20 protein-coding genes, 2 tRNA genes and 1 other RNA gene are annotated in these 21,502 nt (G+C 64.9%); 5 read left to right on the plus strand and 18 right to left on the minus strand.

What is annotated here, in order from left to right:
- Window positions 1-91: 91 nt before the first annotated feature.
- The 3 genes from AIOL_RS16805 to AIOL_RS16815 form a co-directional block, all read right to left on the minus strand.
- On the minus strand, window positions 92-1,108 hold the full coding sequence (locus AIOL_RS16805; protein ID WP_152912565.1) for a phage integrase SAM-like domain-containing protein: 1,017 nt from the start codon (window positions 1,106-1,108) through the stop codon (window positions 92-94).
- 27 nt (window positions 1,109-1,135) lie between these two features.
- Complete coding sequence (locus tag AIOL_RS16810) at window positions 1,136-1,408, minus strand: DUF6538 domain-containing protein (protein WP_049644047.1); 273 nt, start codon at window positions 1,406-1,408, stop codon at window positions 1,136-1,138.
- Window positions 1,409-1,483: 75 nt separating this feature from the next.
- A tRNA-Cys gene (locus tag AIOL_RS16815) sits at window positions 1,484-1,557 on the minus strand.
- Window positions 1,558-1,753: 196 nt separating this feature from the next.
- Between AIOL_RS16815 and AIOL_RS16820 the strand changes: the two genes are divergently transcribed.
- From AIOL_RS16820 to AIOL_RS16830, 3 genes are all read left to right on the plus strand, one after another.
- The gene (locus AIOL_RS16820) at window positions 1,754-2,407 is read left to right on the plus strand and encodes a protein-L-isoaspartate O-methyltransferase family protein (RefSeq protein ID WP_049644048.1); all 654 of its coding nucleotides are present in this window, start codon (window positions 1,754-1,756) and stop codon (window positions 2,405-2,407) included.
- A 53-nt stretch (window positions 2,408-2,460) separates the two neighbouring features.
- Complete coding sequence (locus AIOL_RS16825; RefSeq protein WP_049644049.1) at window positions 2,461-3,840, plus strand: TolC family outer membrane protein; 1,380 nt, start codon at window positions 2,461-2,463, stop codon at window positions 3,838-3,840.
- Window positions 3,841-3,924: 84 nt separating this feature from the next.
- Window positions 3,925-5,319 carry a hypothetical protein gene (locus AIOL_RS16830; protein ID WP_049644050.1) on the plus strand — a complete coding sequence of 465 codons (1,395 nt, stop codon included), beginning with the start codon at window positions 3,925-3,927 and terminating at the stop codon, window positions 5,317-5,319.
- Window positions 5,320-5,331: 12 nt separating this feature from the next.
- Here AIOL_RS16830 and AIOL_RS16835 read toward each other — a convergent pair whose 3' ends face one another.
- From AIOL_RS16835 to AIOL_RS16845, 3 genes are all read right to left on the minus strand, one after another.
- Entirely contained in the window at window positions 5,332-6,789 is a 1,458-nt protein-coding gene (locus AIOL_RS16835) for a cobyric acid synthase (protein ID WP_049644051.1), read from the minus strand.
- 374 nt (window positions 6,790-7,163) lie between these two features.
- Window positions 7,164-7,239: transfer RNA gene (locus AIOL_RS16840), tRNA-Ala, on the minus strand.
- A gap of 76 nt (window positions 7,240-7,315) precedes the next feature.
- The gene (locus AIOL_RS16845; protein WP_049644052.1) at window positions 7,316-7,636 is read right to left on the minus strand and encodes a TIGR02300 family protein; all 321 of its coding nucleotides are present in this window, start codon (window positions 7,634-7,636) and stop codon (window positions 7,316-7,318) included.
- A 165-nt stretch (window positions 7,637-7,801) separates the two neighbouring features.
- Between AIOL_RS16845 and AIOL_RS16850 the strand changes: the two genes are divergently transcribed.
- On the plus strand, window positions 7,802-8,494 hold the full coding sequence (locus tag AIOL_RS16850) for a M48 family metallopeptidase (protein WP_049644053.1): 693 nt from the start codon (window positions 7,802-7,804) through the stop codon (window positions 8,492-8,494).
- A 31-nt stretch (window positions 8,495-8,525) separates the two neighbouring features.
- Window positions 8,526-9,176, plus strand: coding sequence for a GntR family transcriptional regulator (locus AIOL_RS16855; RefSeq protein ID WP_049644054.1), 651 nt, complete (start codon window positions 8,526-8,528; stop codon window positions 9,174-9,176).
- 98 nt (window positions 9,177-9,274) lie between these two features.
- Here AIOL_RS16855 and AIOL_RS16860 read toward each other — a convergent pair whose 3' ends face one another.
- The 12 genes from AIOL_RS16860 to AIOL_RS16910 form a co-directional block, all read right to left on the minus strand.
- Window positions 9,275-9,649 carry an SH3 domain-containing protein gene (locus AIOL_RS16860; RefSeq protein WP_049644055.1) on the minus strand — a complete coding sequence of 125 codons (375 nt, stop codon included), beginning with the start codon at window positions 9,647-9,649 and terminating at the stop codon, window positions 9,275-9,277.
- Window positions 9,630-11,018, minus strand: a complete 1,389-nt coding sequence (gene lpdA / locus AIOL_RS16865; RefSeq protein WP_049644056.1) for a dihydrolipoyl dehydrogenase — start codon at window positions 11,016-11,018, stop codon at window positions 9,630-9,632. The genes AIOL_RS16860 and lpdA overlap by 20 nt, the downstream gene beginning before the upstream one ends.
- 88 nt (window positions 11,019-11,106) lie before the next feature.
- Complete coding sequence (locus AIOL_RS16870; protein WP_049644057.1) at window positions 11,107-11,517, minus strand: MAPEG family protein; 411 nt, start codon at window positions 11,515-11,517, stop codon at window positions 11,107-11,109.
- Window positions 11,518-11,580: 63 nt separating this feature from the next.
- Window positions 11,581-13,080 carry a 2-oxoglutarate dehydrogenase complex dihydrolipoyllysine-residue succinyltransferase gene (odhB, locus tag AIOL_RS16875; protein WP_049645507.1) on the minus strand — a complete coding sequence of 500 codons (1,500 nt, stop codon included), beginning with the start codon at window positions 13,078-13,080 and terminating at the stop codon, window positions 11,581-11,583.
- 6 nt (window positions 13,081-13,086) lie between these two features.
- Window positions 13,087-16,038 (minus strand): 2-oxoglutarate dehydrogenase E1 component, encoded by a 2,952-nt coding sequence (locus tag AIOL_RS16880; protein ID WP_049644058.1) that lies wholly within the window; start codon window positions 16,036-16,038, stop codon window positions 13,087-13,089.
- Window positions 16,039-16,107: 69 nt separating this feature from the next.
- Entirely contained in the window at window positions 16,108-16,989 is an 882-nt protein-coding gene (sucD, locus tag AIOL_RS16885) for a succinate--CoA ligase subunit alpha (RefSeq protein WP_049644059.1), read from the minus strand.
- Window positions 16,990-17,032: 43 nt separating this feature from the next.
- Window positions 17,033-17,572 carry a succinyl-CoA synthetase subunit beta gene (locus AIOL_RS16890; protein WP_235439057.1) on the minus strand — a complete coding sequence of 180 codons (540 nt, stop codon included), beginning with the start codon at window positions 17,570-17,572 and terminating at the stop codon, window positions 17,033-17,035.
- Between the two features lie 106 nt (window positions 17,573-17,678).
- The gene (locus AIOL_RS16895; protein ID WP_049644061.1) at window positions 17,679-18,119 is read right to left on the minus strand and encodes a hypothetical protein; all 441 of its coding nucleotides are present in this window, start codon (window positions 18,117-18,119) and stop codon (window positions 17,679-17,681) included.
- 53 nt (window positions 18,120-18,172) lie between these two features.
- Window positions 18,173-19,366 carry an ADP-forming succinate--CoA ligase subunit beta gene (sucC, locus tag AIOL_RS16900; protein WP_049644062.1) on the minus strand — a complete coding sequence of 398 codons (1,194 nt, stop codon included), beginning with the start codon at window positions 19,364-19,366 and terminating at the stop codon, window positions 18,173-18,175.
- Between the two features lie 279 nt (window positions 19,367-19,645).
- Window positions 19,646-20,008: RNase P RNA component class A (rnpB, locus tag AIOL_RS24040), an RNA gene on the minus strand.
- A 12-nt stretch (window positions 20,009-20,020) separates the two neighbouring features.
- Window positions 20,021-20,716 carry an N-acetylmuramoyl-L-alanine amidase gene (locus tag AIOL_RS16905; protein ID WP_049644063.1) on the minus strand — a complete coding sequence of 232 codons (696 nt, stop codon included), beginning with the start codon at window positions 20,714-20,716 and terminating at the stop codon, window positions 20,021-20,023.
- A gap of 15 nt (window positions 20,717-20,731) precedes the next feature.
- Window positions 20,732-21,472, minus strand: coding sequence for a hypothetical protein (locus AIOL_RS16910; RefSeq protein ID WP_049644064.1), 741 nt, complete (start codon window positions 21,470-21,472; stop codon window positions 20,732-20,734).
- Window positions 21,473-21,502 lie beyond the last annotated feature (30 nt).

Raw genomic sequence — 21,502 nt, forward strand, 5'->3', positions numbered from 1 at the left:
GCCACGGCAGGATAGCGAATATCACCCACGGCGATGTTAGAGTGGGGGCACTTGAGTGTTGTTGCTCATGCGCAGGCTCAATGATGGCCCGTCAAAGAAACGGGAACACCAACCGCTCTATCGCTTCTTTTCGCACATGCAGGCTTGGGCCATTGCCGTAGTTCCCGGCAACGTCGCCTGAGCTATGCCCAGTGATGAAATCGTTGATTTCCTTGCTCACTCCGGCGTCACGCAGCATGTCCTTGAAGTTGCCGCGCAGGGAATGCACCGCCTTGCTCTTCTCGCGAGACACCCTGCGGATCAGCGGCATCAGCGCCTTGGAAGAGGCAGACTGGGTTTTTCCGTCGCGATCTCTGGGGAACTCGGGGAACATCTGGCCCGTCCGCCCTGCGGCAATCCATGACAGGGCTGAGTGAACCGGCACACGGCGCTCTGAGCCTTTGTTCTTTACGAGGGAGGCGGTCAGGTCGAAATAGGTCACGTCCTGCGCCTTGTCGTGCTTCACGTCATCCCAGCTCAGTAGGGCGGCTTCGTCGAGCCTCATGCCTGTCGTGACCAGAATGGAAAGCAACCGGCGCAGATGGACTGGCATGTCCATTCCAAACAGCATTGCAAGCTCGTCGTCTGTCAGGGGGAGATAGCTCTGTTTTTCGGTCCCGAGGTTCTTGTCGAGCTTGATGCCTGCGAAGACATTGACCGGCACCCAGCCTTTGCGCACGGCATAGTCGACCATCCGCCGCACATACCCCAGCTTCTTGCTGATAAGCTTCTTGCTTTTGTCCTTGCCGATCACCTCGGCGAAATCATGGACCATTACGGCGGTGATGTCGCTGAGTGTGATTTCCCCGGTAAATGCCCGGAACTGTTCCAGTGCGTGTTCGCATTCACGCGACGTCTTGAAATTCTTGTAGGGCTGGGTCTCCAGATACTGCCTAGACGCACTGGAGACGCTCACAGCGTGGCTGTCCGTGGTTCTGCGTGTCTCCTGCGCCTTCCATTCCCGATAGGCGACAAGCGCCCTCTCACCGCCTGCATGGGCCAGTTCAATGCAGCTGTCGTCCGGGTCTGCTTCTGGATCGTGCGTGTCCTCGGCATATTTGTGGGACATGATAATCCCTTCGAGGTCGCCGTTATCTTAAAGGCGCTTAATTTCGGCAGCGTCGCCGATCCAGCCCAAGTGATCGCTGATCAAATCCCGTAGATCAGGCTTGCAGGCGTCAAGTTGGGCGTAGAGGTCCGACGAAATGTTGTGCTGCCTCCGCCTCGCGTCGGCCAATTCACTGGTGCCAGTGGAGCGCTTGAGCTGCTTGCGCCCGTTGAAGTGTTGGCGAAGCTCGGCGGGGATCGTCAGCAGAACGTAGTATTTGTCTTTGTTCTTGGCCAGCGTTGTGGCGGGGTAGTCGGGCACTCATATCCTCCAAAGCATCCTCCTTGGAATACTCCAAGTGCCTATATTATTGGGATAAAACGGGAAAAAGTGCAATGGAGGCGAGTACCGGAATCGAACCGGTGTACACGGATTTGCAATCCGCTGCGTCACCACTCCGCCAACTCGCCATCCGTGGTGTTGCGGGCCGCGCGCCGTGCGTCCGCCCGCGGGGTTATTGTCCGTTTTGGCAACGTTGTCCAGCGCCATTGGCAACGATTTCGTAGGATGCCTGTGCTATTGGCTCGGCGCGAGATGGCGTTGCGCCAGCGCCGGTGATATGCCAAGAGGCGCGGCAGTGAGTGCAGTTCAACGAAGGGGCGCATCATGGCAGACAGCACGGTCCAGCGCACGATGATGGTCGACACGCAGATTCGGCCCTCGGATGTGACCAAATTCCCGATCATTGACGCCATGCTGACCGTCCGGCGCGAGGACTTCGTGCCCGACGCGGCGCGCAGCACCGCCTATATGGACGGCCCGGTTGAGCTGGGCCATGGGCGCAGCCTTCTGGAGCCGCGCACATTCGCCAAGATGCTGGACGCGCTCGACATCCAGCCCGACGAACTGGTGCTGGATATCGGCACCGGCCTTGGCTACTCGGCCGCCGTTATCGCGCGCCTGGCCGAGGCCGTGGTCGCCTTGGAGGAGGACGAGAGCCTCGCGGGCGAGGCCGAGACGATCCTGGGCGAGACCCATGCCGACAACGTGGCGGTGGTCACCGGCGCGCTGGCCGATGGCGCGCCAAAGCACGGGCCCTATGATGTGGTCGTGCTTCAGGGCGCGGTGGAGCAGATCCCCGACACGCTAGTGGAGCAGACCAAGAGCGGCGGCCGGATCGCCGCGATCTTTATGGACGGCGCGCTGGGCACCTGCCGGATCGGCTGGAAGAGTGACACTGGCATGACATGGCGTGACTCATTTAATGCATCTGCGGAAATTCTTGACGGATTTCGCAAGGCGGCCGCGTTTCAGCTTTAACCTGTGGATAATCTACGCCACACTCTACGCGAGAGTGGCTGAGGCGGTGCGACATGAAGACTGGCTGGATAAAAGGTGTGGCGTTCGCGGTTGTCGCGTCCGCAATCTGGGCCCCGATCGAGGCGCGGGCCGAAAGCCTCACAGACGCGTTCATCTCGGCGTTTCGCGCCAGCAACCTGCTGGACCAGCAGCGCGCGCTCCTGCGCGCCGCAGACGAGGATGTGGCGCAGGCTGCGGCCAGCCTGCTGCCGGTCATCACCTTCGTTGGCCGCTCCAGCTTTAACGCGCCGTCCCTTTCGCCGGTGGCGACCAGCAATTGGACCTCAACCGCCTCGCTGAACGCCACGCTGACGCTTTATGACAACGGTCGGACGCGCTACGCGGTGGATGCCGCCAAAGAGACGGTGCTTGGGGTCCGCTCGGCGCTGGTCCAGGCTGAGCAGCAGGTGCTGCTGAACGCCGTCCAGGCCTATATGGAGATGATCCGCGCCGCGCAGTTCGTGTCGCTTAGCCAAAGCAATGTGCGCCTGATCACGCAAGAGCTGCGCGCCGCACGGGATCGTTTCGAGGTCGGCGAGGTCACGCGAACGGATGTCTCGATCGCCGAGGCGCGCCTGGCCTCTTCCCGCGGCAACCTGGCCGCCGCGCAGGGCGACCTTGAGGTCGCGAGAGAGAATTACAACGCGGTGGTGGGGCGCTATCCTGGCAACCTGCGCTGGCCCACCAACCCGCCGATGAAGTCGCGCACGCTGGCTGCGGCGAAAGCCTTCGCCGCCAGAAACCACCCGTCCATTGATGAGGCGCAGCGCAACGTGAACGCGGCGGAGCTTTCGATCAAGCGCGCAGGCGCCGCGATGGGGCCGACGCTTGGCGCGACCGCCGGGCACACGGTGGCCGAGGGGCTCTCTAGCAGCTCCTCCGTCACGTTGGAGCTTTCGCAGACGCTCTATGCCGGGGGCGCGCGCCGCTCTGCCAAGCGCCAGGCGGTGGCGAACCGTGACGCCGCCCGCGCTGGGCTGCTGCAAACCGTGGTCACCGTTAAGCAGAATGTGGGCACCGCCTGGGCCAACCTGTCCGTCTCCGCCGCGCGCACCGAGGCCGCACGCCGCGAGGTCCGCGCCGCCCGCGTTGCCTTTGACGGGGTGCGCGAAGAGGCAAAGTTCGGGTCGCGCACCACGCTGGACGTGCTGAACGCCGAGCAGGACCTGCTGGACGCCCGCTCGAATTTGATCAGCGCAGAGGTGCAGCAATATGTGTCGCTCTACACGCTGTTCTCGGCGATGGGCGTGCTGACGGTAGAGCATCTGGGCCTCGGCATCCCGACCTACGACCCGGTGGAGTATTATAACTACGCCACCCGCCACGACCCCGCCCGCGTGATCAGCCGGCAGGGCCGCGCGCTGGACCGTGTACTGGACGCGTTAAAGCGTTAGTCACCATATCTTTCGGCCGCAGTTGTGCGAAGCGGCCCGAACGATTAAGATCATCACAAAAGTATAAAATTTTGAGGGCCGAGTATGTCTGATCCAGCCAGCAATACCGAGATCGAAGACGTGCTGTCTTCGATTCGGCGCCTTGTTTCGGATGAGCCCCAGGCCCGCCCCAAGAGCGAGGCGCAGCCTGACGATAAGGTCGAGCGGCTGGTGCTTACCCCCGCGTTTCGTGTGCCCGACCTCGAAGATGGGCCGGTGTCGGATGAGCATTCCGAGCACGCTTCGGGCGCTGAGGACGAACAAGAGCCGGAGGGGGCACAAGAGGATCACGCGGAACATGCCGAACAAGAGGTTCCCGCATCCGAAGACATAGAGGACGCCGCCGAACCCGTACTCGCCGAACACCAGGAAAACGATGACGCGCCCGATCCCGTTCTCCTGGCCGATCCACTGCATTCGGACGCAGGCGCGGAACCTGTCGCTGAAGACACGGCCCAGCCTGCTGACGACGAGGCCGCGCCCGAAGAGGGGCTTGCGGCCTATGAGGCCACGCAAGAATGGTCGGACGCGAAACTCGCGCACAGCCCCGCCGAGCCGACCGCGGACCTTGACGAGACCGACACGCAAGAGCCTGCCAACGAACCGAATCCCGAGTCGACTGCAGATCTGTCCGACCCGGTGGACATGTCCCTCGAGGCGCGCATCGCCGAACTGGAAACCGCGATCCAGCAGACAACGCAAGACTGGGAGCCCGACGGCAGCGAGGATGGCAGTGATGACGAGACCCGGTCTCTAAGCGAGGACCTAGACTTGCTGGCCGAGGACGGCGCGCCGGGTGATGAAGCGGCGGGCGATGCCGATGTCACCGCGATAGAGGACGTCCTTAACATCGTGCTGCCGGAAGCCCCGGAAGACAGCAACTCTGAAGCCGCCGCCGAGGCCGAGGCCCCGGACATGGCAGCCGAAGAGCATGAAGACGGTGATGCCTCGGAACACGACATGCACGAGGATCTCGGCACCCCGAAACCGCTTGTCGAAGAAGACGAGGCGCCCGAAGTCACCGCGGCGGTAGAGCCTGTGTTCGAGGTCCCCGAAGATCACAGCGACGACACTGTTGCAGAGACGGTGGCGATGTGGGCCGAGGACGCCTCTGACGATCACGCCCATGCGGTTGATCTGGAGGACACCGGGACGGATCCAGCGCCGCAGGACGAGAGCGTCGAGGCGCAGGCCGATGCGCCGGATCATGAATTGCACGACGATGCCGCACCCGAAAGTGCCGAGATTGACGCCGACGATGAGAATCTGCTGGCCGACGATTTCGCAACGATAGACGAGGATGCGCTGCGCGACGTTGTCTCGGAAATCGTGCGCGAGGAGCTGCAAGGCGTGCTTGGCGAACGCATCACGCGCAATGTGCGCCGCCTTGTGCGCCGCGAGATCCAGCGCGCCATGGCGGTGCGTGACCTAGAGCCCTAGAGCCTTACAACCCTAGCCCCGGATTTCCGCGGCCCCGGCGATCAGCGCGTCAACATCCATATTGGCCTCGATATGTGCGGCAAGGCTGTCCAGTGCCGCCTCGACGCTTGCGTCATGCGCGTAGCCGCTGGCGGGGGCGCCAAGCTCGGCCAGGAATTGCTGCCGGAAGTCATCGGAGGCAAACAGCCCGTGCAGGTAGCACCCGCGCACCCGCTGGTCCGGGCGCGCCGCGCCCACGGAGCGGCCGTCAACCTCAAGCCACGCGCGGGCGCAGTCCGGCCCCTGTGTGCTGCCGATATGAATCTCATACCCAGTGACGGGGGCGCCGGTGGGCAGGTAGGTCGCCTCGGTATAGCTCAGCGTCTTGCGCGGATGCATCTGGGTGGCCACATCCAGCAGCCCGAGGCCGGGATGGGTGCCGGGATGGCCCTCGATCCCGTCCGGGTCGGCGATCTCGCGCCCCAGCATCTGATAGCCGCCGCAGACGCCCAGCACGTGCCCACCGCGCCGCACATGCGCCGCCAGATCGACATCCCAGCCCTGCGCGCGAAAGTCTTGCAGGTCGCCGATGGTGGATTTCGAGCCAGGGATCAGCACCAGCGCCGCATCGCCTGGTAGGGGGCGGCCAGGCTCGATGATCTCTAAGGACACGTTCGGCTCGGAGGCCAGCGGGTCCAGGTCGTCGAAATTCGCTATCCGGCCGAGCCGCGGCACGGCGATCTTGATCGGGCCGCCCTTGGTGCTGGCGATGTCCATCACGTCCTCTGCGGGCAAGCGCCAGGCCTCCGCGAACCAGGGCAGCACCCCCAGCGAGGCCCAGCCGGTGCGCGTGGCGATCTCTGCCAGCCCGTCGTCAAACAGCGAGGCATCGCCGCGGAACTTGTTGATGGCAAAGGCGACAATCCTGTCGCGATCCTCTGGCGGCAGGATGGCGTGGGTGCCGACAAGCTGCGCGATGACGCCGCCCCGGTCGATATCGCCCACCAGGACGACCGGCACCTGCGCGGCCTCGGCAAAACCCATATTGGCGATGTCACCGGCGCGAAGGTTGATCTCGGCGGGAGAGCCCGCACCCTCGACCAGGACCACATCCGCCGTGCCCGCCAGGCGGTGAAAGCTCTCCAGAACGCGGGGCATAAGGCGTGGCTTCAACCGCGCATAGTCGCGCGCCTTGCAGGTGGTCAGGCGTTTGCCCTGCACCACGACCTGCGCGCCTATGTCGGTCTCGGGCTTGAGCAGCACCGGGTTCATATCCACAACCGGATCGCGCCCCGCCGCGCGGGCCTGCAGCGCCTGGGCCCGCCCGATCTCGCCCCCGTCGACCGTCACGGCGGCGTTGTTGGACATGTTCTGCGGCTTGAACGGCGCCACCGAGAGCCCGCGATGGGTCAGCGCGCGGGCCAGCCCCGCGACGATCATCGACTTGCCGACATTCGAGCCGGCGCCCTGGATCATGATTGTTTTGGCCATCCGGCACCTCTCGCCCTATCTTGCGGTGATTAGCCTGGACCAGGGCGCAGGGGAAGCCGGCAAGATGAACACACCGGTGCATCTGATCATGGCGGCGTCGGGTTTTGGGAAGCCCGAGACGCGCCGCGTGACCGGGTGGGCGCCTTCGTGCCGGACCTGTCGCAAATTTTGATGGCGGGCGCGTGCATAAAGAAGGAATGCCACCAAGTGGCGCGAGTTGAACAAAGCCTGACAGGGCTAGCGACCTTACAAATCGGAGCTCTGGCTGGCTTTGCAGGCCCGTTCGCCCACCGGCGCAAGAAGGGAAAGCGAACCGCAAGTATGACCTTACCGTTCAAGGTCTTAGGCAATTCTTTTTTGCGAAAGTTCTGGAATGGTGGAGCCTAGGGGAGTCGAACCCCTGACCTCTTGCATGCCATGCAAGCGCTCTCCCAACTGAGCTAAGGCCCCATCTTTGTGGGCGGTCTTGAACCGCCCGGTGGTCATATGGAACTCGGATCACGAGATCAAGGGTAAATTCCCCAGATTAGTGATCGTCGTCATCCGCGGGCACGTCCGCGATCTCCTCGAGCGGGACGTTGTCGTCATCGTCGTCCTCAAGCAGGTCGTCATCGATGTCGACATCCGCGCCGTCGTCCTCTTCCAGGACGTCGGCGGCGTCTTCCACCAGTTCGTCCTCGGGCTTCTTCTCCGCCTTTTGGGCGATGGCGACGCGTGACTTGTTGCCCGAATCCAGGTTAATCACCTCGCCCGTGTAGGGGCTGACGATCGGGTCGCGGTTCAGGTCATAGAAGCGCTTGCCGGTGGTTGGGCAAAGCCGCTTGGTTCCCCATTCTTCCTTGGGCATCCGTGTTTCCCCTTAGTGGTAAGGCGCGTTATCTGGAATGGCGTCCAGTGCCACAGGCTGCGCGCGGTGTCAAAGGCTTTATGGCCCCGGTGCGGTGTCATTTAGGGGGTGCCCTTGCGCGGCGCAAGGGGCTAGGGAAACGACACCTTAAACGGACGTCCTGCCATGGCCCACGCGACCTTGCCCGGGGAGCCCCCGATTGAGCTTATCCTGCGCCGCTCCGCCCGCGCGCGGCGCATCACGTTGCGCGTCTCCGCCCTGGACGGGCGCGTGACCTTATCGGTGCCCAAGCGCGTGCCGGACCGCGAGGCGCTGGACTTTGCGCGCCAGAAAGAACCCTGGATCCGCAAGCACTTGGCCCAGCAGACCGCGCCCCAGGACGTCGCGCTTGGCGGGCATGTGATGTTCGAGGGCCGCGAGTTGCCCCTTGTTGCCGCGCCGGGGCGCTCTGCCCGCGTCGAAGGCGAGCGCATGCTGGTGCCCATGGCCGCGGGTATGGCCGCCGCCCGCGTAAAGGCCTTCCTGCGGCTCGAGGCCAAGACCCGTCTTGCGGGGGCCTGCGCCTTTTACGCCAAGAAACTTGGCGTCACCCATGGCAAGATAACCCTGCGCGACACGCGGTCGCGCTGGGGCAGCTGCGCGGCAAGCGGCAACCTGATGTTCTCATGGCGCCTGGTGATGGCCCCGCCCGAGGTCCTGGACTATGTCGCCGCCCACGAGGTCGCCCATCTTATCGAGATGAACCACTCTGCAGCCTATTGGGCCGTAGTCGCCTCGGTATTCCCGAACTATCAGGAACAACGCGACTGGCTGCGCGTCCACGGCGGCCGGCTGCATCGCTATCGCTTCGGCGATTGACGCCAGCTGCGTTTTCGGGCGACGTTGGCCCATGCTTATTCAGTCCCGCCCCAGTGACACCGCCGCGCCCGCGCATGACCGAGTCTATCGCACTTTGCGCAGCGCGATCATGCATGGCGAGATGCAGCCCGGCACCGCCCTGACATTGCGCGGCATCGGTGCGCAGTTCGACGTCTCGATGACCCCCGCGCGCGAGGCCGCCCGGCGGCTGGCCGCCGAGGGCGCGCTGACGCTGTCCACCTCGGGGCGGATATCCACGCCCGAGCTGTCTGGCGAGCGCATCGAGGAGCTGGCCGCGCTGCGCGCCCTTATCGAGCCCGAACTCGCCAGCCGCGCGCTATCACGCGCGCATAACGCTCTGATCGAGCGGTTGCAGGCGATCAACACCAGCGTCGCCGAGGCCGTCGCCAAGAAGGACCCCGTTAGCTATATCCGCACCAACCTGGAGTTCCACCGCACGCTCTACCTGCGCGCCCAGGCGCCCGCGATGCTGGCCATGGCCGAGACCATTTGGCTGCAGCTGGGGCCGACGATGCGCAAGCTATACGGGCGCCTGAACCGCACAGAGGTGCCGCCGCATCACCGCATGATCGTGGCCGCGCTGCGCGCCGGCGACGAGCCGGGGCTGCGGCTGGCGGTGCGCACGGATGTCACCCAGGGGCTGCGAATGCTTGTGGCCTAAGCCTGAGTCGGGGGCGATTTGGCGCACGGGGGCCGTGCCCGCCCATAATTATCTGTCGCACAATTCAGTTAAGTGATCGTGAAGATCCACGGCCCGCGTCAATCCGTCCCAGCCCCAGCACGCGACGGCGGCGGCGCCAACGCCTCATCCGGCACCCAGCCACGCGCGCCCAAGTCGTTCTCACACATCGTCCAGCCTCGCTCGGACTGGTAGGCCCGCACGCATTCACCCGCAATCACAGTAAGTTCCCGCGTGTCCATCGCGCGCAGGATCACCGAGCGCCCGGGTTGCGCGGGCGAGATCAGGTCCGCAGGTAGCCACCCGCCCTGACCGCCCGCGTCGATGCACCACCACCAGCCCGGCCATTGGTCGTCCTCATGGGTCACCTCAACCCGGGCGCCCGCCTCGACGGCGAGCGCGGGGTCGTAGGTGCGGGCCCAGGCCCTTATGACCTTACGAGTGGACGGCGCCATCGCCGCAGGCCAGTGCCGCTTCGCGCACCGCTTCGCTGAAGGTCGGGTGCGCATGGCAGGTGCGCGCAATGTCCTCGGCTGCCGCGCCGAACTCCATGCCCACGCAGATCTCGTGGATCAGGTCCCCCGCCATCGGCCCGATGATATGCGCACCCAGCACGCGGTCGGTCTCCTGATCGGCCAGGATCTTGACGAAGCCGTCACCCGCATGCACCGCCTTGGCGCGCCCGTTGCCCATGAAGGAAAACTTGCCGACCTTATAGCTACGCCCTTGTTCTTTCAGCGTTTCCTCGGTCTCGCCCACGCTGGCGACCTCGGGGTGCGTATAGACCACACCGGGGATCACGCCATAGTTCACATGCCCCGCCTGCCCCGCGAGGATCTCGGCCACGGCCATGCCCTCGTCCTCGGCCTTATGCGCCAGCATCGGCCCAGAGATACAGTCGCCGATGGCGTATACGCCCTTGATATTGGTGGCATAATGCGCGTCCGTTTCGATCACGCCGCGCTCGGTCGTTTTCACGCCCAGCGCGTCTAGCCCCAGCCCATCCGTAAAGGGCTTGCGCCCGGTGGAGACCAGCACCGTGTCGGCGTCAAGCACGTGCTCGCTATCGTCCTTGCGCAGCTTATAGGTCACCTTGGCCTTGGTCTTTGTCGCGTCCACCTTCTGCACGGCGGCGCCCATGACGAACTTAAGCCCCTGTTTTTTCAGCGTTCTTTGGAAGACCTTGGCGGTCTCGCCGTCCATGCCGGGGCACACCGCGTCCAAAAATTCAACCACCGTGACCTCTGAGCCAAGCCGCGCGTAGACCGAGCCCATCTCGAGCCCGATCACGCCCGCGCCGATCACCACCAGGCTCTTGGGAACCTTGTTAAGCTCCAGCGCGCCGGTGGAGCTGACCACCACCTTCTCGTCGATCTCCACGCCGGGGATTGTGCTGCTGTCCGAGCCGCTGGCGATCACGATGGCCTTGGCCGTATGGGTCTCTTCCCCCACCGTCACCTGGCCGGCCGCGGGGATCGAGCCCCAGCCCTTCAACCAGTCCACCTTGTTCTTTTTAAACAGAAATTCGATGCCCTTGGTGTTCTGCCCGATCACGTCGTCCTTATAGGCCAGCATCTGCTTCCAATCGACGCTCGGGCTCTTGCCCTTCAGCCCCATCTTGGCAAAGTTATGCTCTGCCTCGTGCAGCTGGTGGCTGGCATGCAACAGCGCCTTGGACGGGATGCAGCCCACGTTCAGGCAGGTCCCGCCGAGGGTCTCTCGCCCCTCCACGCAGGCGGTCTTCAGCCCCAGCTGGGCGCAGCGAATGGCGCAGACATAGCCGCCGGGGCCACTACCAATTACGATCACATCATAGGCGGACATGGGGGTACTCCTTGGGCGAATTCGGGTGTCGGATTTGCGTCGGACTTTTGTCGGACAAACGTATGGCAAACTGTCGGGCAGGCGCGGGTCATAGCAGCGCCGCCAGCAGCATGAGCGCGGTCGCGCCAAACCCGGCGAACCAGATCAGGCTGCGCCAGGGCACCAGGCCGAAGGCATAGGCCGGGATATAGGCGACCCGCGCGGCGAGGTAGACCCAGGCGCAGGCGGCGGTGAAGCCGGTGGATTGGTCGCTGAGCGAGATCACCAGCACGGCGATGGTGAAGAGCGCGAGGCTCTCAAAATGGTTCTCCCAGGCGCGGATCAGCCGCGCGGTGCGCGCGCTGACCTGATCCTGGATGTCCCCGCCCAGCCGGTCGCGATCCCGCGGGCTGAGTGTCTTGCCGGGCGCAAGCTCCACATTCGTGGGCACGGCCATCAAGAAGAACTGGCCGACTTGCAGGAGCGCGGCAAGGGTGAGGGCTGTGAGCTCGGGGGTCATATCTTTCGTAGGGTGGGTTATTAACCCACCACCCCTTTCAGATGGATGGGCAACATGCCCATCCTACAGATCCATCAGCAGGCGGCGCGGATCCTCCAGCGCCTCTTTCACCCGCACCAGGAAGGTCACCGCGCCCTTGCCGTCGACGATCCGGTGGTCATAGCTGAGCGCGAGGTACATCATCGGGCGGGCCACGATCTGGCCGTCGACCACCATGGGCCGCTGCTGGATCTTGTGCATGCCCAGGATGCCCGATTGCGGCGGGTTCAGGATCGGCGAGCTCATGAGCGAGCCATAGACCCCGCCATTGGAGATCGTGAACGTGCCGCCCTGCATCTCGGCCATCGACAGCTTGCCGTCACGGGCGCGCAGGCCCATCTCGGCGATCTTCTTCTCGATCGCGGCAAAACCCATCTGGTCGGCGTCGCGCACCACCGGCACCACCAGCCCGTTCGGCGTGCCCACTGCCACGCCCATATGCACGAAGTTCTTATAGACCACATCAGTGCCGTCGATCTCGGCATTGACCTCGGGCACCTCTTTGAGCGCGTGGCAGCAGGCCTTGGTGAAGAAGGACATAAAGCCCAGCTTGGTGCCGTGCTTCTTCTCGAAGAGGTCCTTGTATTCCTTGCGCAGATCCATCACCGCGCCCATGTCCACCTCGTTATAGGTGGTCAGCATGGCGGCGGTGTTCTGCGCGTCCTTGAGGCGGCGCGCGATGGTCTGGCGCAGGCGGGTCATCTTGACGCGCTCCTCGCGGGCGGCGTCCTCGGCGGCGACGGGCGCGCGGGGCGCTTGAGCCGCCGGCGCGGGGGCCGCGGCGGCGGGCGCGGGCTGGGCCAGCACCTTCTGCACGTCCTCTTTCATCACGCGGCCATCCTTGCCAGAGCCCTGGACATCCGCGGCCTTGATGCCGTGCTCGGCCATCATCTTTTTGGCCGATGGCGCGTCTTCGACGTCCTTGGACGCGGCCGCTGTTCCGTCCTGAAGGGCGTCCTCGCCGGGCTTGGCCGCGGGCGCTGCCGCCCCGGCGCCGGTGGTCATCACCGCCAGCTTGCCATTGGCCTCGACGGTGGCGCCCTCGGCGGCCAGGATCTCTGTCAGCGTGCCCGCCGCCGGGGCTGGGACCTCGACCGAGACCTTGTCGGTCTCCAGCTCGCACAGCATCTCGTCCGCGGCAAAGCTCTCTCCCACCGCCTTGAACCAGCTCGCCACCGTGGCCTCGGTGACGCTTTCGCCCAGGGTCGGGACCATCACGTCAATCGTCTCGCCGCCCGACGCGGCGGGCGCCTCGGACGCGGGTGCCGAGGAGGCCGCCGCCGCCGCGCCCTCGGCAATGGTCGCCAGCAAAGCGTCGACGCCAACGGTCTCTCCCTCGGCGGCGATGATCTCGCCCAGGGTACCGGCCACCGGCGAGGGCACTTCGACGGTGACCTTATCGGTCTCCAGCTCGCACAGCATCTCATCCACCGCCACGGCATCGCCGGGCTTCTTGAACCAGGTGGCCACGGTGGCCTCCGTGACGCTCTCGCCCAGGGTGGGCACACGGACTTCGGTAGACATGTTCACTTATCCTTCGATACCGAGCGCCGCGTTCACGAGCGCTTCTTGTTGGGCTTTGTGCTGGCTGGCCAGGCCCGTGGCGGGCGAGGCAGAGGCGGTGCGGCCGGCGTATTCGGGCCGCGAATGCGCCGCCTTAATGCGGGTCAGAACCCACTCGATATTGGGCTCGATAAAGCTCCAGGCGCCCTGGTTCTTGGGCTCTTCCTGGCACCAGACCATCTCGGCCTGCTTGAAGCGGTCCAGCTCCTTGACCATCGACAGCGCCGGGAACGGGTAGAACTGCTCGACCCGCATCAGGTAGACGTCGTCGATGCCCTCGGCGTCGCGCTTCTCCAGCAGGTCGAAATAGACCTTGCCCGAGCACATCACCACGCGCTTGATCTTGTCGTCCGCCACCAGCTGGGTGTCGGAGTTGCCGTGCTGCGCGTCGTCCCACAGCACGCGGTGAAAGCTTGACCCGGTGGTGAAATCCGCGGCCTCGGAGATGCACATCTTGTGCCGCAGCAGCGACTTTGGCGTCATCAGGATCAGCGGCTTGCGGTAGCTGCGGTGCATCTGGCGGCGCAGGATGTGGAAGTAGTTCGCGGGCGTCGTGCAATTCGCCACGATCCAGTTGTCGCCGCCGCACATCTGCAGGAAGCGCTCCAGCCGGGCCGAGCTGTGCTCGGGCCCCTGCCCCTCGAACCCGTGCGGCAAGAGGCAGACCAGCCCCGACATGCGCAGCCACTTCGATTCGCCCGACGAGATGAACTGATCGAACATGATCTGCGCACCGTTGGCGAAATCGCCGAACTGCGCCTCCCACAGCACCAGCGCGTTGGGCTCGGCCAGCGAATAGCCATATTCGAACCCAAGCACCGCGTATTCGGACAGCATCGAGTCGATCACCTCGTACTGCGCCTGTCCCGCGCGGATGTTATTCAGCGGGTAATAGCGCCCCTCGGCGTTCTGATCCACGATGCCCGAATGCCGCTGGCTGAACGTGCCCCGGGTGCTGTCCTGGCCCGCCAGGCGCACCGGAAGCCCCTCGGTCAGCAGCGACCCAAAGGCCAGCGCCTCGGCCGTGGCCCAGTCAAAGCCCTTACCGGCCTCGAACATCACCTTCTTGGCGTCCAGGATGCGCTGCACGGTGCGATGCACCGGGTAGCCCTCGGGCAGGCGGGTCAGCGCCGCGCCGACCTCGGCCATCGTGTCCTCGCCGATCGCGGTCTTGCCGCGCTGGTAATCCTCGCTGGCCTTGTCCATGTCCGACCAGCGCCCGTCCAGCCAGTCGGCCTTGTTGGGCTTGTAGTTCCGCCCGACCTCGAACTCTTCGTTCAGGTAGGCCTGGAACTGCGCCTTCATGTCCTCGATCTCGCCCTCGGGGATCAGCCCGTCCTTGACCAGGCGCTCGGTGTAGAGGCTGAGCGTGGTGCGGTGCTTTTTGATGCGGTTATACATGTTCGGGTTGGTGAACATGGGCTCGTCGCCCTCGTTATGCCCGAACCGGCGGTAGCAGAAGATGTCGATCACCACGTCCTTGCCGAACTTCTGGCGGAACTCGGTGGCCACGCGGGCGGCATGCACCACCGCCTCGGGGTCGTCGCCGTTCACGTGGAAGACCGGCGCCTCGACCATCAGCGCCACGTCGGTGGGATAGGGCGAGGAGCGGCTGAAATGCGGCGCCGTGGTGAAGCCGATCTGGTTGTTGACCACGATATGCACCGTGCCGCCGGTCTTGTGCCCGCGCAGGCCGGACAGGCCAAAGCATTCCGCCACGACCCCCTGCCCCGCAAAGGCCGCGTCGCCATGCAGCAGGATCGGCATCACCGTCGAGCGCGTGGCGTCGTTGTTCTGGTCCTGTTTGGCGCGGACCTTGCCGATCACCACCGGGTTCACCGCCTCCAGGTGCGAGGGGTTCGCCGTCAGCGACAGGTGCACGTTGTTGCCGTCGAACTCGCGGTCATGGCTGGCGCCCAGGTGGTACTTCACGTCGCCCGAGCCGTCCACGTCCTCGGGCTTGAAGGACCCGCCCTGGAACTCGTTGAAGATCGCGCGGTAGGGCTTCTGCATCACGTTGGCCAGCACGCTCAGGCGCCCCCGGTGCGGCATCCCGATCACGATGTCGGTCACGCCCAGCGAGCCGCCGCGCTTGATGATCTGCTCCATCGCGGGCACCAGGCTCTCGCCGCCGTCCAGGCCAAAGCGCTTGGTGCCGGTGTATTTCACATGCAGGAACTTCTCGAACCCCTCGGCCTCGACCAGCTTGCGCAGGATCGCCTTGCGGCCCTCGCGGGTGAACTGGATCTCCTTACCGAAGCCCTCGATGCGCTCCTTCAGCCACGAGGCCTCCTCGGGGTTGGAGATGTGCATGTACTGCAGCGCGAAGGTGCCGCAATAGGTCCGCTTCACGATGGCCAGGATCTCGCGCAGGTTTGCGAATTCCAGCCCCAGCACCTTGTCCAGGAATATGGGCCGGTCCCAATCGGCATCGGTGAAGCCGTAGGATTTCGGCTCCAGCTCGGGATGGGGCGTCGCGTCGCGCATGCCCAGCGGGTCGAGATCCGCCACCAGGTGGCCGCGGATGCGGTAGGCGCGGATCAGCATCAGCGCGCGCATGCTGTCCAGGACGGCGCGCTTGATCTGCTCGTCGCTGACCTCGACCTTGGCCTCGGTTGCCTTGGCCTTGATCTTCTTGCCCGCGGCCTCCGGCTCGGCGGCCCATTGCCCGTCCATGGCCGCGGTCAGCTCGTCATTCGGGGCGGGCGGCCAGTCGGCGCGGGCCCAGCTTGGCCCCTCGGCGTCGCGCTTTACAGAGATCTCGTCGTCGCCCATCTGGCGGAAGAAGCTCGCCCAGGCCTCGTCCACGGCGTTGGGGTCGCCGGCGTAGCGCGCATAGAGCTGCTCGAGATACTCGGCGTTGTGCCCCTGCATAAAGCTGGAGGCATGGAAGACGTCGTTGGGGCTTTGTTCGGTCATTGATCCCTCCGTAGGGTGGGCAATTTGCCCACCTAAACGCGTAGGTGGGCAAATTGCCCACCCTACCTTTTATCCGATGGCTTCCAGCACGGCCTCGCCCAGGCCCGCGGGGCTCTCGGCCACCACGATACCCGCCGAGCGCATCGCCTCGATCTTGTCATCCGCGCCGCCCTTGCCGCCAGCGACAATCGCGCCCGCATGGCCCATGCGGCGGCCCGGAGGCGCCGTGCGGCCCGCGATGAAGCCCGCGGTGGGCTTGGAGCGGCCCTTCTTGGCCTCGTCTTTCAGGAACTGCGCGGCCTCCTCCTCGGCGCTGCCGCCGATCTCGCCGATCATGATGATGCTCTCGGTCTCGTCATCGGCCAGGAACCACTCCAGCACGTCCAGGTGCTCGGTGCCCTTGATCGGGTCGCCGCCGATGCCCACACAGGTCGACTGGCCCAGCCCCACGGCAGAGGTCTGGCCCACCGCCTCGTAGGTCAGCGTGCCCGAGCGCGACACCACGCCCACCGAGCCGCGCTTGTGGATATGGCCCGGCATGATGCCGATCTTGCACGCATCCGGCGTGATAATGCCGGGGCAGTTGGGCCCGATCAGGCGGGTCGAGGTGCCCTCCAGCGCGCGCTTGACCTTCATCATATCCAGCACCGGGATGCCCTCGGTGATGCAGACCACCAGCGGCATGCCCGCATCAATAGCCTCCAGGATCGAATCCGCGGCAAAGGGCGGCGGCACGTAGATCACAGAGGCGTTCGCCTCGGTCTTGGCCATCGCCTCGTGCACGGAGTTGAAGACCGGCAGGCCCAGATGCTCCATCCCGCCCTTGCCGGGGGTCACCCCGCCGACCATCTGCGTGCCATAGGCGATCGCCTGCTCGGAGTGGAACGTGCCCTGCGAGCCGGTGAAGCCCTGGCAGATCACTTTGGTGTTTTCGTCAACGAGTACGGCCATTATCTTATGTCCCTAATTCTGTTTTGCGGTAAGCGGCATACGCTCACCTGTTTTCCGCGAGCGGTAAGCGCTCGACATTCATGAAGGTTTCAACGCCGTTCGGGCCGGGGCGGGTGCCCACATGCACGACGGCGATTTTGCGGGGGTTGAGGCGCCGCGCGGCTAGAAGCGCGGTGCCATCAGTGGCTTGGAAGGTCGCGGGCAGATCGGCCTCGGTCTTGATGCCCTCGCGAACGAGCGCGCCGAGCACGGCGTCGATGGCGGGCTTGGTATGCGCGCCGTCAAAGCTGACCTCGCAGCGGCGATCCGTGCCCGGGGTAACCGGCGCCTTGACCGGCGCGCTTACGGGGTTGGACGCCCGGAACGGGTCCAGGTCGTAGAATTCATAGCGCAGCCCGTCAAAAGCCTCGGCCGCCTTGGCCGCGGTCATCAACGGGCTAAAGCAATGCGCCGCGAACCCCTCGACACTGTGACGTGCCGCCGAAGAAACGGGACCGCTAAGCGCAGCGCTGCCGAGCATCGCCAGCACCATGCAGCCCGCAAATAGCAGGTTCAGAACGCGGTATCTTTTTTCCCTCGTCATTCCAGGACCTTATCCCTTCACCGCTTCATCGATCTTCTCGGCGCCGTTCTTGAGTTCGCCGGCAGCGCTCACGTCCACGCCGCTCTCGTTGATGATACTTCGGCCATCACTGCCAACTCAGACTAAGCAGCGCGCCTTTTCGTTTGATGGATTTCGCACTCAGAAACCCGTTCCGCCCTACCCCTGACACCGACCATCTTGCCATTTCGTTGCTTGCAACGGGTGCCACTTTGCTCAACCTCCAAGACGAAGGCTTGGCTTTCACAAATGCTTGCACCCAGGCGTTTATGGCCTCTGAGTTTCCAACTCTGAACGCGTGCACAGAGCATTCGAATGTTTTGTTTTTGGTGTAGGAGGGGGTGTTGTAGGTCAGGATTGCTTGGCGCAACGCGCCGCTGATTGTGTGTTTTCCGGGGATGACGATCCCATTTCCCTGGTATTCTGAAGCGATAATCGAAACCAAACGTTGCTCCATCGTACTCGGCGACTTCGCGCATAACTCGGCGAACAAACGCGCGCCCTTTTCGATTTTCACCTCCTCAGACATTGCGGGAGAGGCAAACAGCAATAGGCAAAATATCATCAAACGTGACACGTCAATCACCCTTTCACCGCCGCCACGATCTTCTCGGCGCCGTCCTTGAGGTCGTCGGCGGCGATCACGTCCACGTCGCTCTCGTTGATGATCCTCTTGCCCTCGGCCACGTTGGTGCCCTCCAGGCGCACCACCAGCGGCACCGTCAGGCCGACCTCTTTGACCGCGGCGACTACGCCCTCGGCGATCACGTCGCAGCGCATGATGCCGCCGAAGATGTTCACCAGGATGCCTTTGACCTGCGGGTCGGAGGTGATGATCTTGAACGCCTCGGTCACCTTTTCCTTGGTGGCGCCGCCGCCCACGTCGAGGAAGTTGGCGGGCTCGGACCCGTAGAGCTTAATGATGTCCATCGTGGCCATCGCCAGCCCGGCGCCGTTGACCATACAGCCGATCTCGCCATCCAGCGCGATGTAGTTGAGGTCGAACTTGGAGGCCTCCAGCTCTTTGGGGTCCTCCTCGGACGTGTCGCGCAGCTCGGCGATGTCGGGGTGGCGGTAGACCGCGTTGCCGTCAAAGCCCATCTTGGCGTCCAGGCAGACCAGATCCCCCGCGCCGGTCAGCACCAGCGGGTTGATCTCGAGCATCTCCATGTCCTTCTCCAGGAAGAGCTTGTAGAGCGTGCCCATTAGGGCCACGCATTGCTTGACCTGCTTGCCCTCCAGCCCCAGCGAGAAGGCGATGCGGCGCCCGTGGAACGGCAGGTAGCCGGTGGCGGGGTCGACGGAGAAGCTCAGGATCTTGTCCGGCGTCTCGGCGGCGACCTCTTCGATGTCCATGCCGCCCTCGGTGGAGGCCACAAAGCTGACCCGGCTGGAGCCGCGATCCACCAGCAGCGCAAGGTAGAACTCCTTGGCGATGTCGGCGCCGTCCTCGATGAAGATGCGGTTGACCTGCTTGCCCGCGGGGCCGGTCTGATGCGTCACCAGGGTGCGGCCCAGCATCGCCTTGGCCTCGGCCTCGGCCTCGCCGACGGATTTGGTGACGCGCACGCCGCCCTTCTCGCCCGCGTCGGCCTCTTTGAACTTGCCCTTGCCGCGCCCGCCGGCGTGGATCTGCGCCTTGACGACCCAGACGGGGCCGTCGAGCTCTCCCGCGGCGGCCTTAATCTCTTCGGCGCGCAGCACCGCGCGCCCGTCGCTCACCGGTGCCCCGTAGGACCGCAACAATGCTTTCGCCTGGTATTCATGAATGTTCATCGCTTCACCGTCCTTCGTGATCTGGTGGCAGTTATCTGGTTACCTCTGTGGTATACCAGATACCATCGGCGCCACTTTTGAGCAACTCATTGGGATGTGGCATAGGGCAGCTTTGGAAATAAATCCTTATCCGCCGAAACAGCGGCGTATTTACCATAAAAGATCGTTTTGTGATCACACCAGAAATTCGTGTGATCACAAATTACGGTTTGTTAACTGGAGGGGTGATTCGCGCCTCAGAACAAGGCGCCCCGCCCGGCCCTGCGGGGCGGGATTTTAAAGCGCGGACAGCCTATAAGCCGGATTCTGTCCCGCAAGTGTCGCCACTTGCCGACGGCCATTCATCTAAAGCGCCGGTCGCCCGGCGCCCTCTAGCTGCCTACCCGGACCCCAGGCCAAAGCCGCCCATGCGGGGTCCCTATTCGGCATTGCTCCCGGTGGGGCTTGCCATGCCAGCGACGTTGCCGCCGCCGCGGTGGGCTCTTACCCCACCGTTTCACCCTGACCCCGAGCGCGCCCGGGGCGGTCTGTTCTCTGTGGCGCTGTCCGTCGGGTTGCCCCGCCCAGGCGTTACCTGGCACCGTTGCCTTGTGGAGTCCGGACTTTCCTCGAGGTTGCCCCCGCGACCGCCCAGCCATCCGCGCAGGCGCCGAGTTAGGCGCTCAGGCCGCGCGCGTCAACGGGGAAGCGGCGGGCCAGGTCCATGACCAGCGCGGTGTCGACATTATCCAGCGGGCCCTCGGCGCCGGGGCGGTGCCGCAGGCGGAACGCGGCCAGGATCGCCTCCTCGGGCGCGTCCGCGGTATAGCCAAGCTGGGCGGCGTTCTGCGCGAACGCCGCAGCCGAAGACGGGCCGTCAGGGCCGGATGAGGCGCCCGCCGCAGCCGATACGGCCAACCCCTGCCGCGCCAGGCGGTCCCAGTCGAAACGCGGGCCGGGGTCGATCTTGCGCCCCGGCGCCAGGTCGGAATGGGCGATGACGCGCTCTGGCACGATGCTCCAGCGCTGCATGATCCCCGCCAGCAGCGCCTCCAGCGCCGCCATGAGCGGCTCAGAGAACGGCTCGGCCCCGCCATTGTCCAGCTCGATCCCGATCGAGCGCGAGTTCACATCCGTCACCGCGCCCCAGGCCCCCGCGCCCGCATGCCAGGCGCGCATCTCCTCGGCGACCATGTGCCAGACCGCGCCGTCCTTGCCGATCAGGTAATGCGCCGAGACCTCGGCCTCTGGGTTGCACAGCCAATCGCGCGCCTTCTCGGCGCTCGCCATGGCGGTGTAATGGATCACAACGATGTCGGGCCGCGCCCCCGCGCGGCGTTCACCGCAATTCGGGCTGGGGTGCCAGTTCACTCAGCCCGCTCTTGCTCAGCCGCGATAGCGCGACGGGTCCCAATCGCAGGCATAGCCGTCGCCATCGGGGTCCAGCCCCAGCCTGTCACGCTGCGGCCCGCCGGCGCTCAGGAAGGCCTCCTGCGCGAGGTCGGACGAGACATATTGAAAGCAGGCACGCTCGTGTTTGCGCTGCGAGGTGATGCCGCGGCGATAGAGCTTCTGGCCGCGCGGGTGGCGGCTGGACAGGGCGTATTGCACGATGTTCGGCCCGGCGTTGCCCGTGCGCGTCGGCACGGCGGTGGGCTCGATCACCTGGAAGGCCTCGCGGTTGGCGCGCAGGCGCTCGGCGTCGCTTTCGATGGACTGCCGATTGGCGACCTCGTCAAAGTCCTGCTCGTTGGAGAGGCCGCGGTTGCTCTGCGACGGGTCCGGCGGCGTGGTGCCCGCATTGGTGGTGGTGGTGCCCAAGGCAGGGGTTTCGGGGGGAATGTCGGCGTTCACCAGGGTCTGGCGCGGCGGCAGGCTGTCGGGCGGCACGCGGGTTCCGGTGGTGGTCGTCGCGGCGGTCTGCGCGGGCGGCAGGCTTGGCCCGATCCGCGCGCCGGGCTGCGCCGGGGGCGTGCCCGTCAGCTCGCTCTCGCGCCGCACCGTGTAGCTGTTGTAGTCACCGTAGTCCCCAAAGCTCACGTCCCGCGCCGGTGCGCCGGATTCCGGCACCGGCGGCGAACAGGCCGCCAGCGCGGCCAAGGCCGCTATTCCAAAAGCGTATCTCATCTCACGCGCCCTGCCCCAAAGCATATTGCC

Source organism: Candidatus Rhodobacter oscarellae, assembly GCF_001078595.1.
GTDB lineage: Bacteria > Pseudomonadota > Alphaproteobacteria > Rhodobacterales > Rhodobacteraceae > Rhodobacter_B > Rhodobacter_B oscarellae.

Coding starts and splice junctions, on each gene's coding strand:
- AIOL_RS16805 (WP_152912565.1), bottom strand. CDS start 1,108: ATGTCCCACAAATATGCCGAGGACACGCACGATCCAGAAGCAGACCCG.
- AIOL_RS16820 (WP_049644048.1), top strand. CDS start 1,754: ATGGCAGACAGCACGGTCCAGCGCACGATGATGGTCGACACGCAGATT.
- AIOL_RS16825 (WP_049644049.1), top strand. CDS start 2,461: ATGAAGACTGGCTGGATAAAAGGTGTGGCGTTCGCGGTTGTCGCGTCC.
- AIOL_RS16830 (WP_049644050.1), top strand. CDS start 3,925: ATGTCTGATCCAGCCAGCAATACCGAGATCGAAGACGTGCTGTCTTCG.
- AIOL_RS16835 (WP_049644051.1), bottom strand. CDS start 6,789: ATGGCCAAAACAATCATGATCCAGGGCGCCGGCTCGAATGTCGGCAAG.
- AIOL_RS16845 (WP_049644052.1), bottom strand. CDS start 7,636: ATGCCCAAGGAAGAATGGGGAACCAAGCGGCTTTGCCCAACCACCGGC.
- AIOL_RS16850 (WP_049644053.1), top strand. CDS start 7,802: ATGGCCCACGCGACCTTGCCCGGGGAGCCCCCGATTGAGCTTATCCTG.
- AIOL_RS16855 (WP_049644054.1), top strand. CDS start 8,526: ATGCTTATTCAGTCCCGCCCCAGTGACACCGCCGCGCCCGCGCATGAC.
- AIOL_RS16860 (WP_049644055.1), bottom strand. CDS start 9,649: ATGGCGCCGTCCACTCGTAAGGTCATAAGGGCCTGGGCCCGCACCTAC.
- lpdA (WP_049644056.1), bottom strand. CDS start 11,018: ATGTCCGCCTATGATGTGATCGTAATTGGTAGTGGCCCCGGCGGCTAT.
- AIOL_RS16870 (WP_049644057.1), bottom strand. CDS start 11,517: ATGACCCCCGAGCTCACAGCCCTCACCCTTGCCGCGCTCCTGCAAGTC.
- odhB (WP_049645507.1), bottom strand. CDS start 13,080: ATGTCTACCGAAGTCCGTGTGCCCACCCTGGGCGAGAGCGTCACGGAG.
- AIOL_RS16880 (WP_049644058.1), bottom strand. CDS start 16,038: ATGACCGAACAAAGCCCCAACGACGTCTTCCATGCCTCCAGCTTTATG.
- sucD (WP_049644059.1), bottom strand. CDS start 16,989: ATGGCCGTACTCGTTGACGAAAACACCAAAGTGATCTGCCAGGGCTTC.
- AIOL_RS16890 (WP_235439057.1), bottom strand. CDS start 17,572: ATGACGAGGGAAAAAAGATACCGCGTTCTGAACCTGCTATTTGCGGGC.
- AIOL_RS16895 (WP_049644061.1), bottom strand. CDS start 18,119: ATGTCTGAGGAGGTGAAAATCGAAAAGGGCGCGCGTTTGTTCGCCGAG.
- sucC (WP_049644062.1), bottom strand. CDS start 19,366: ATGAACATTCATGAATACCAGGCGAAAGCATTGTTGCGGTCCTACGGG.
- AIOL_RS16910 (WP_049644064.1), bottom strand. CDS start 21,472: ATGAGATACGCTTTTGGAATAGCGGCCTTGGCCGCGCTGGCGGCCTGT.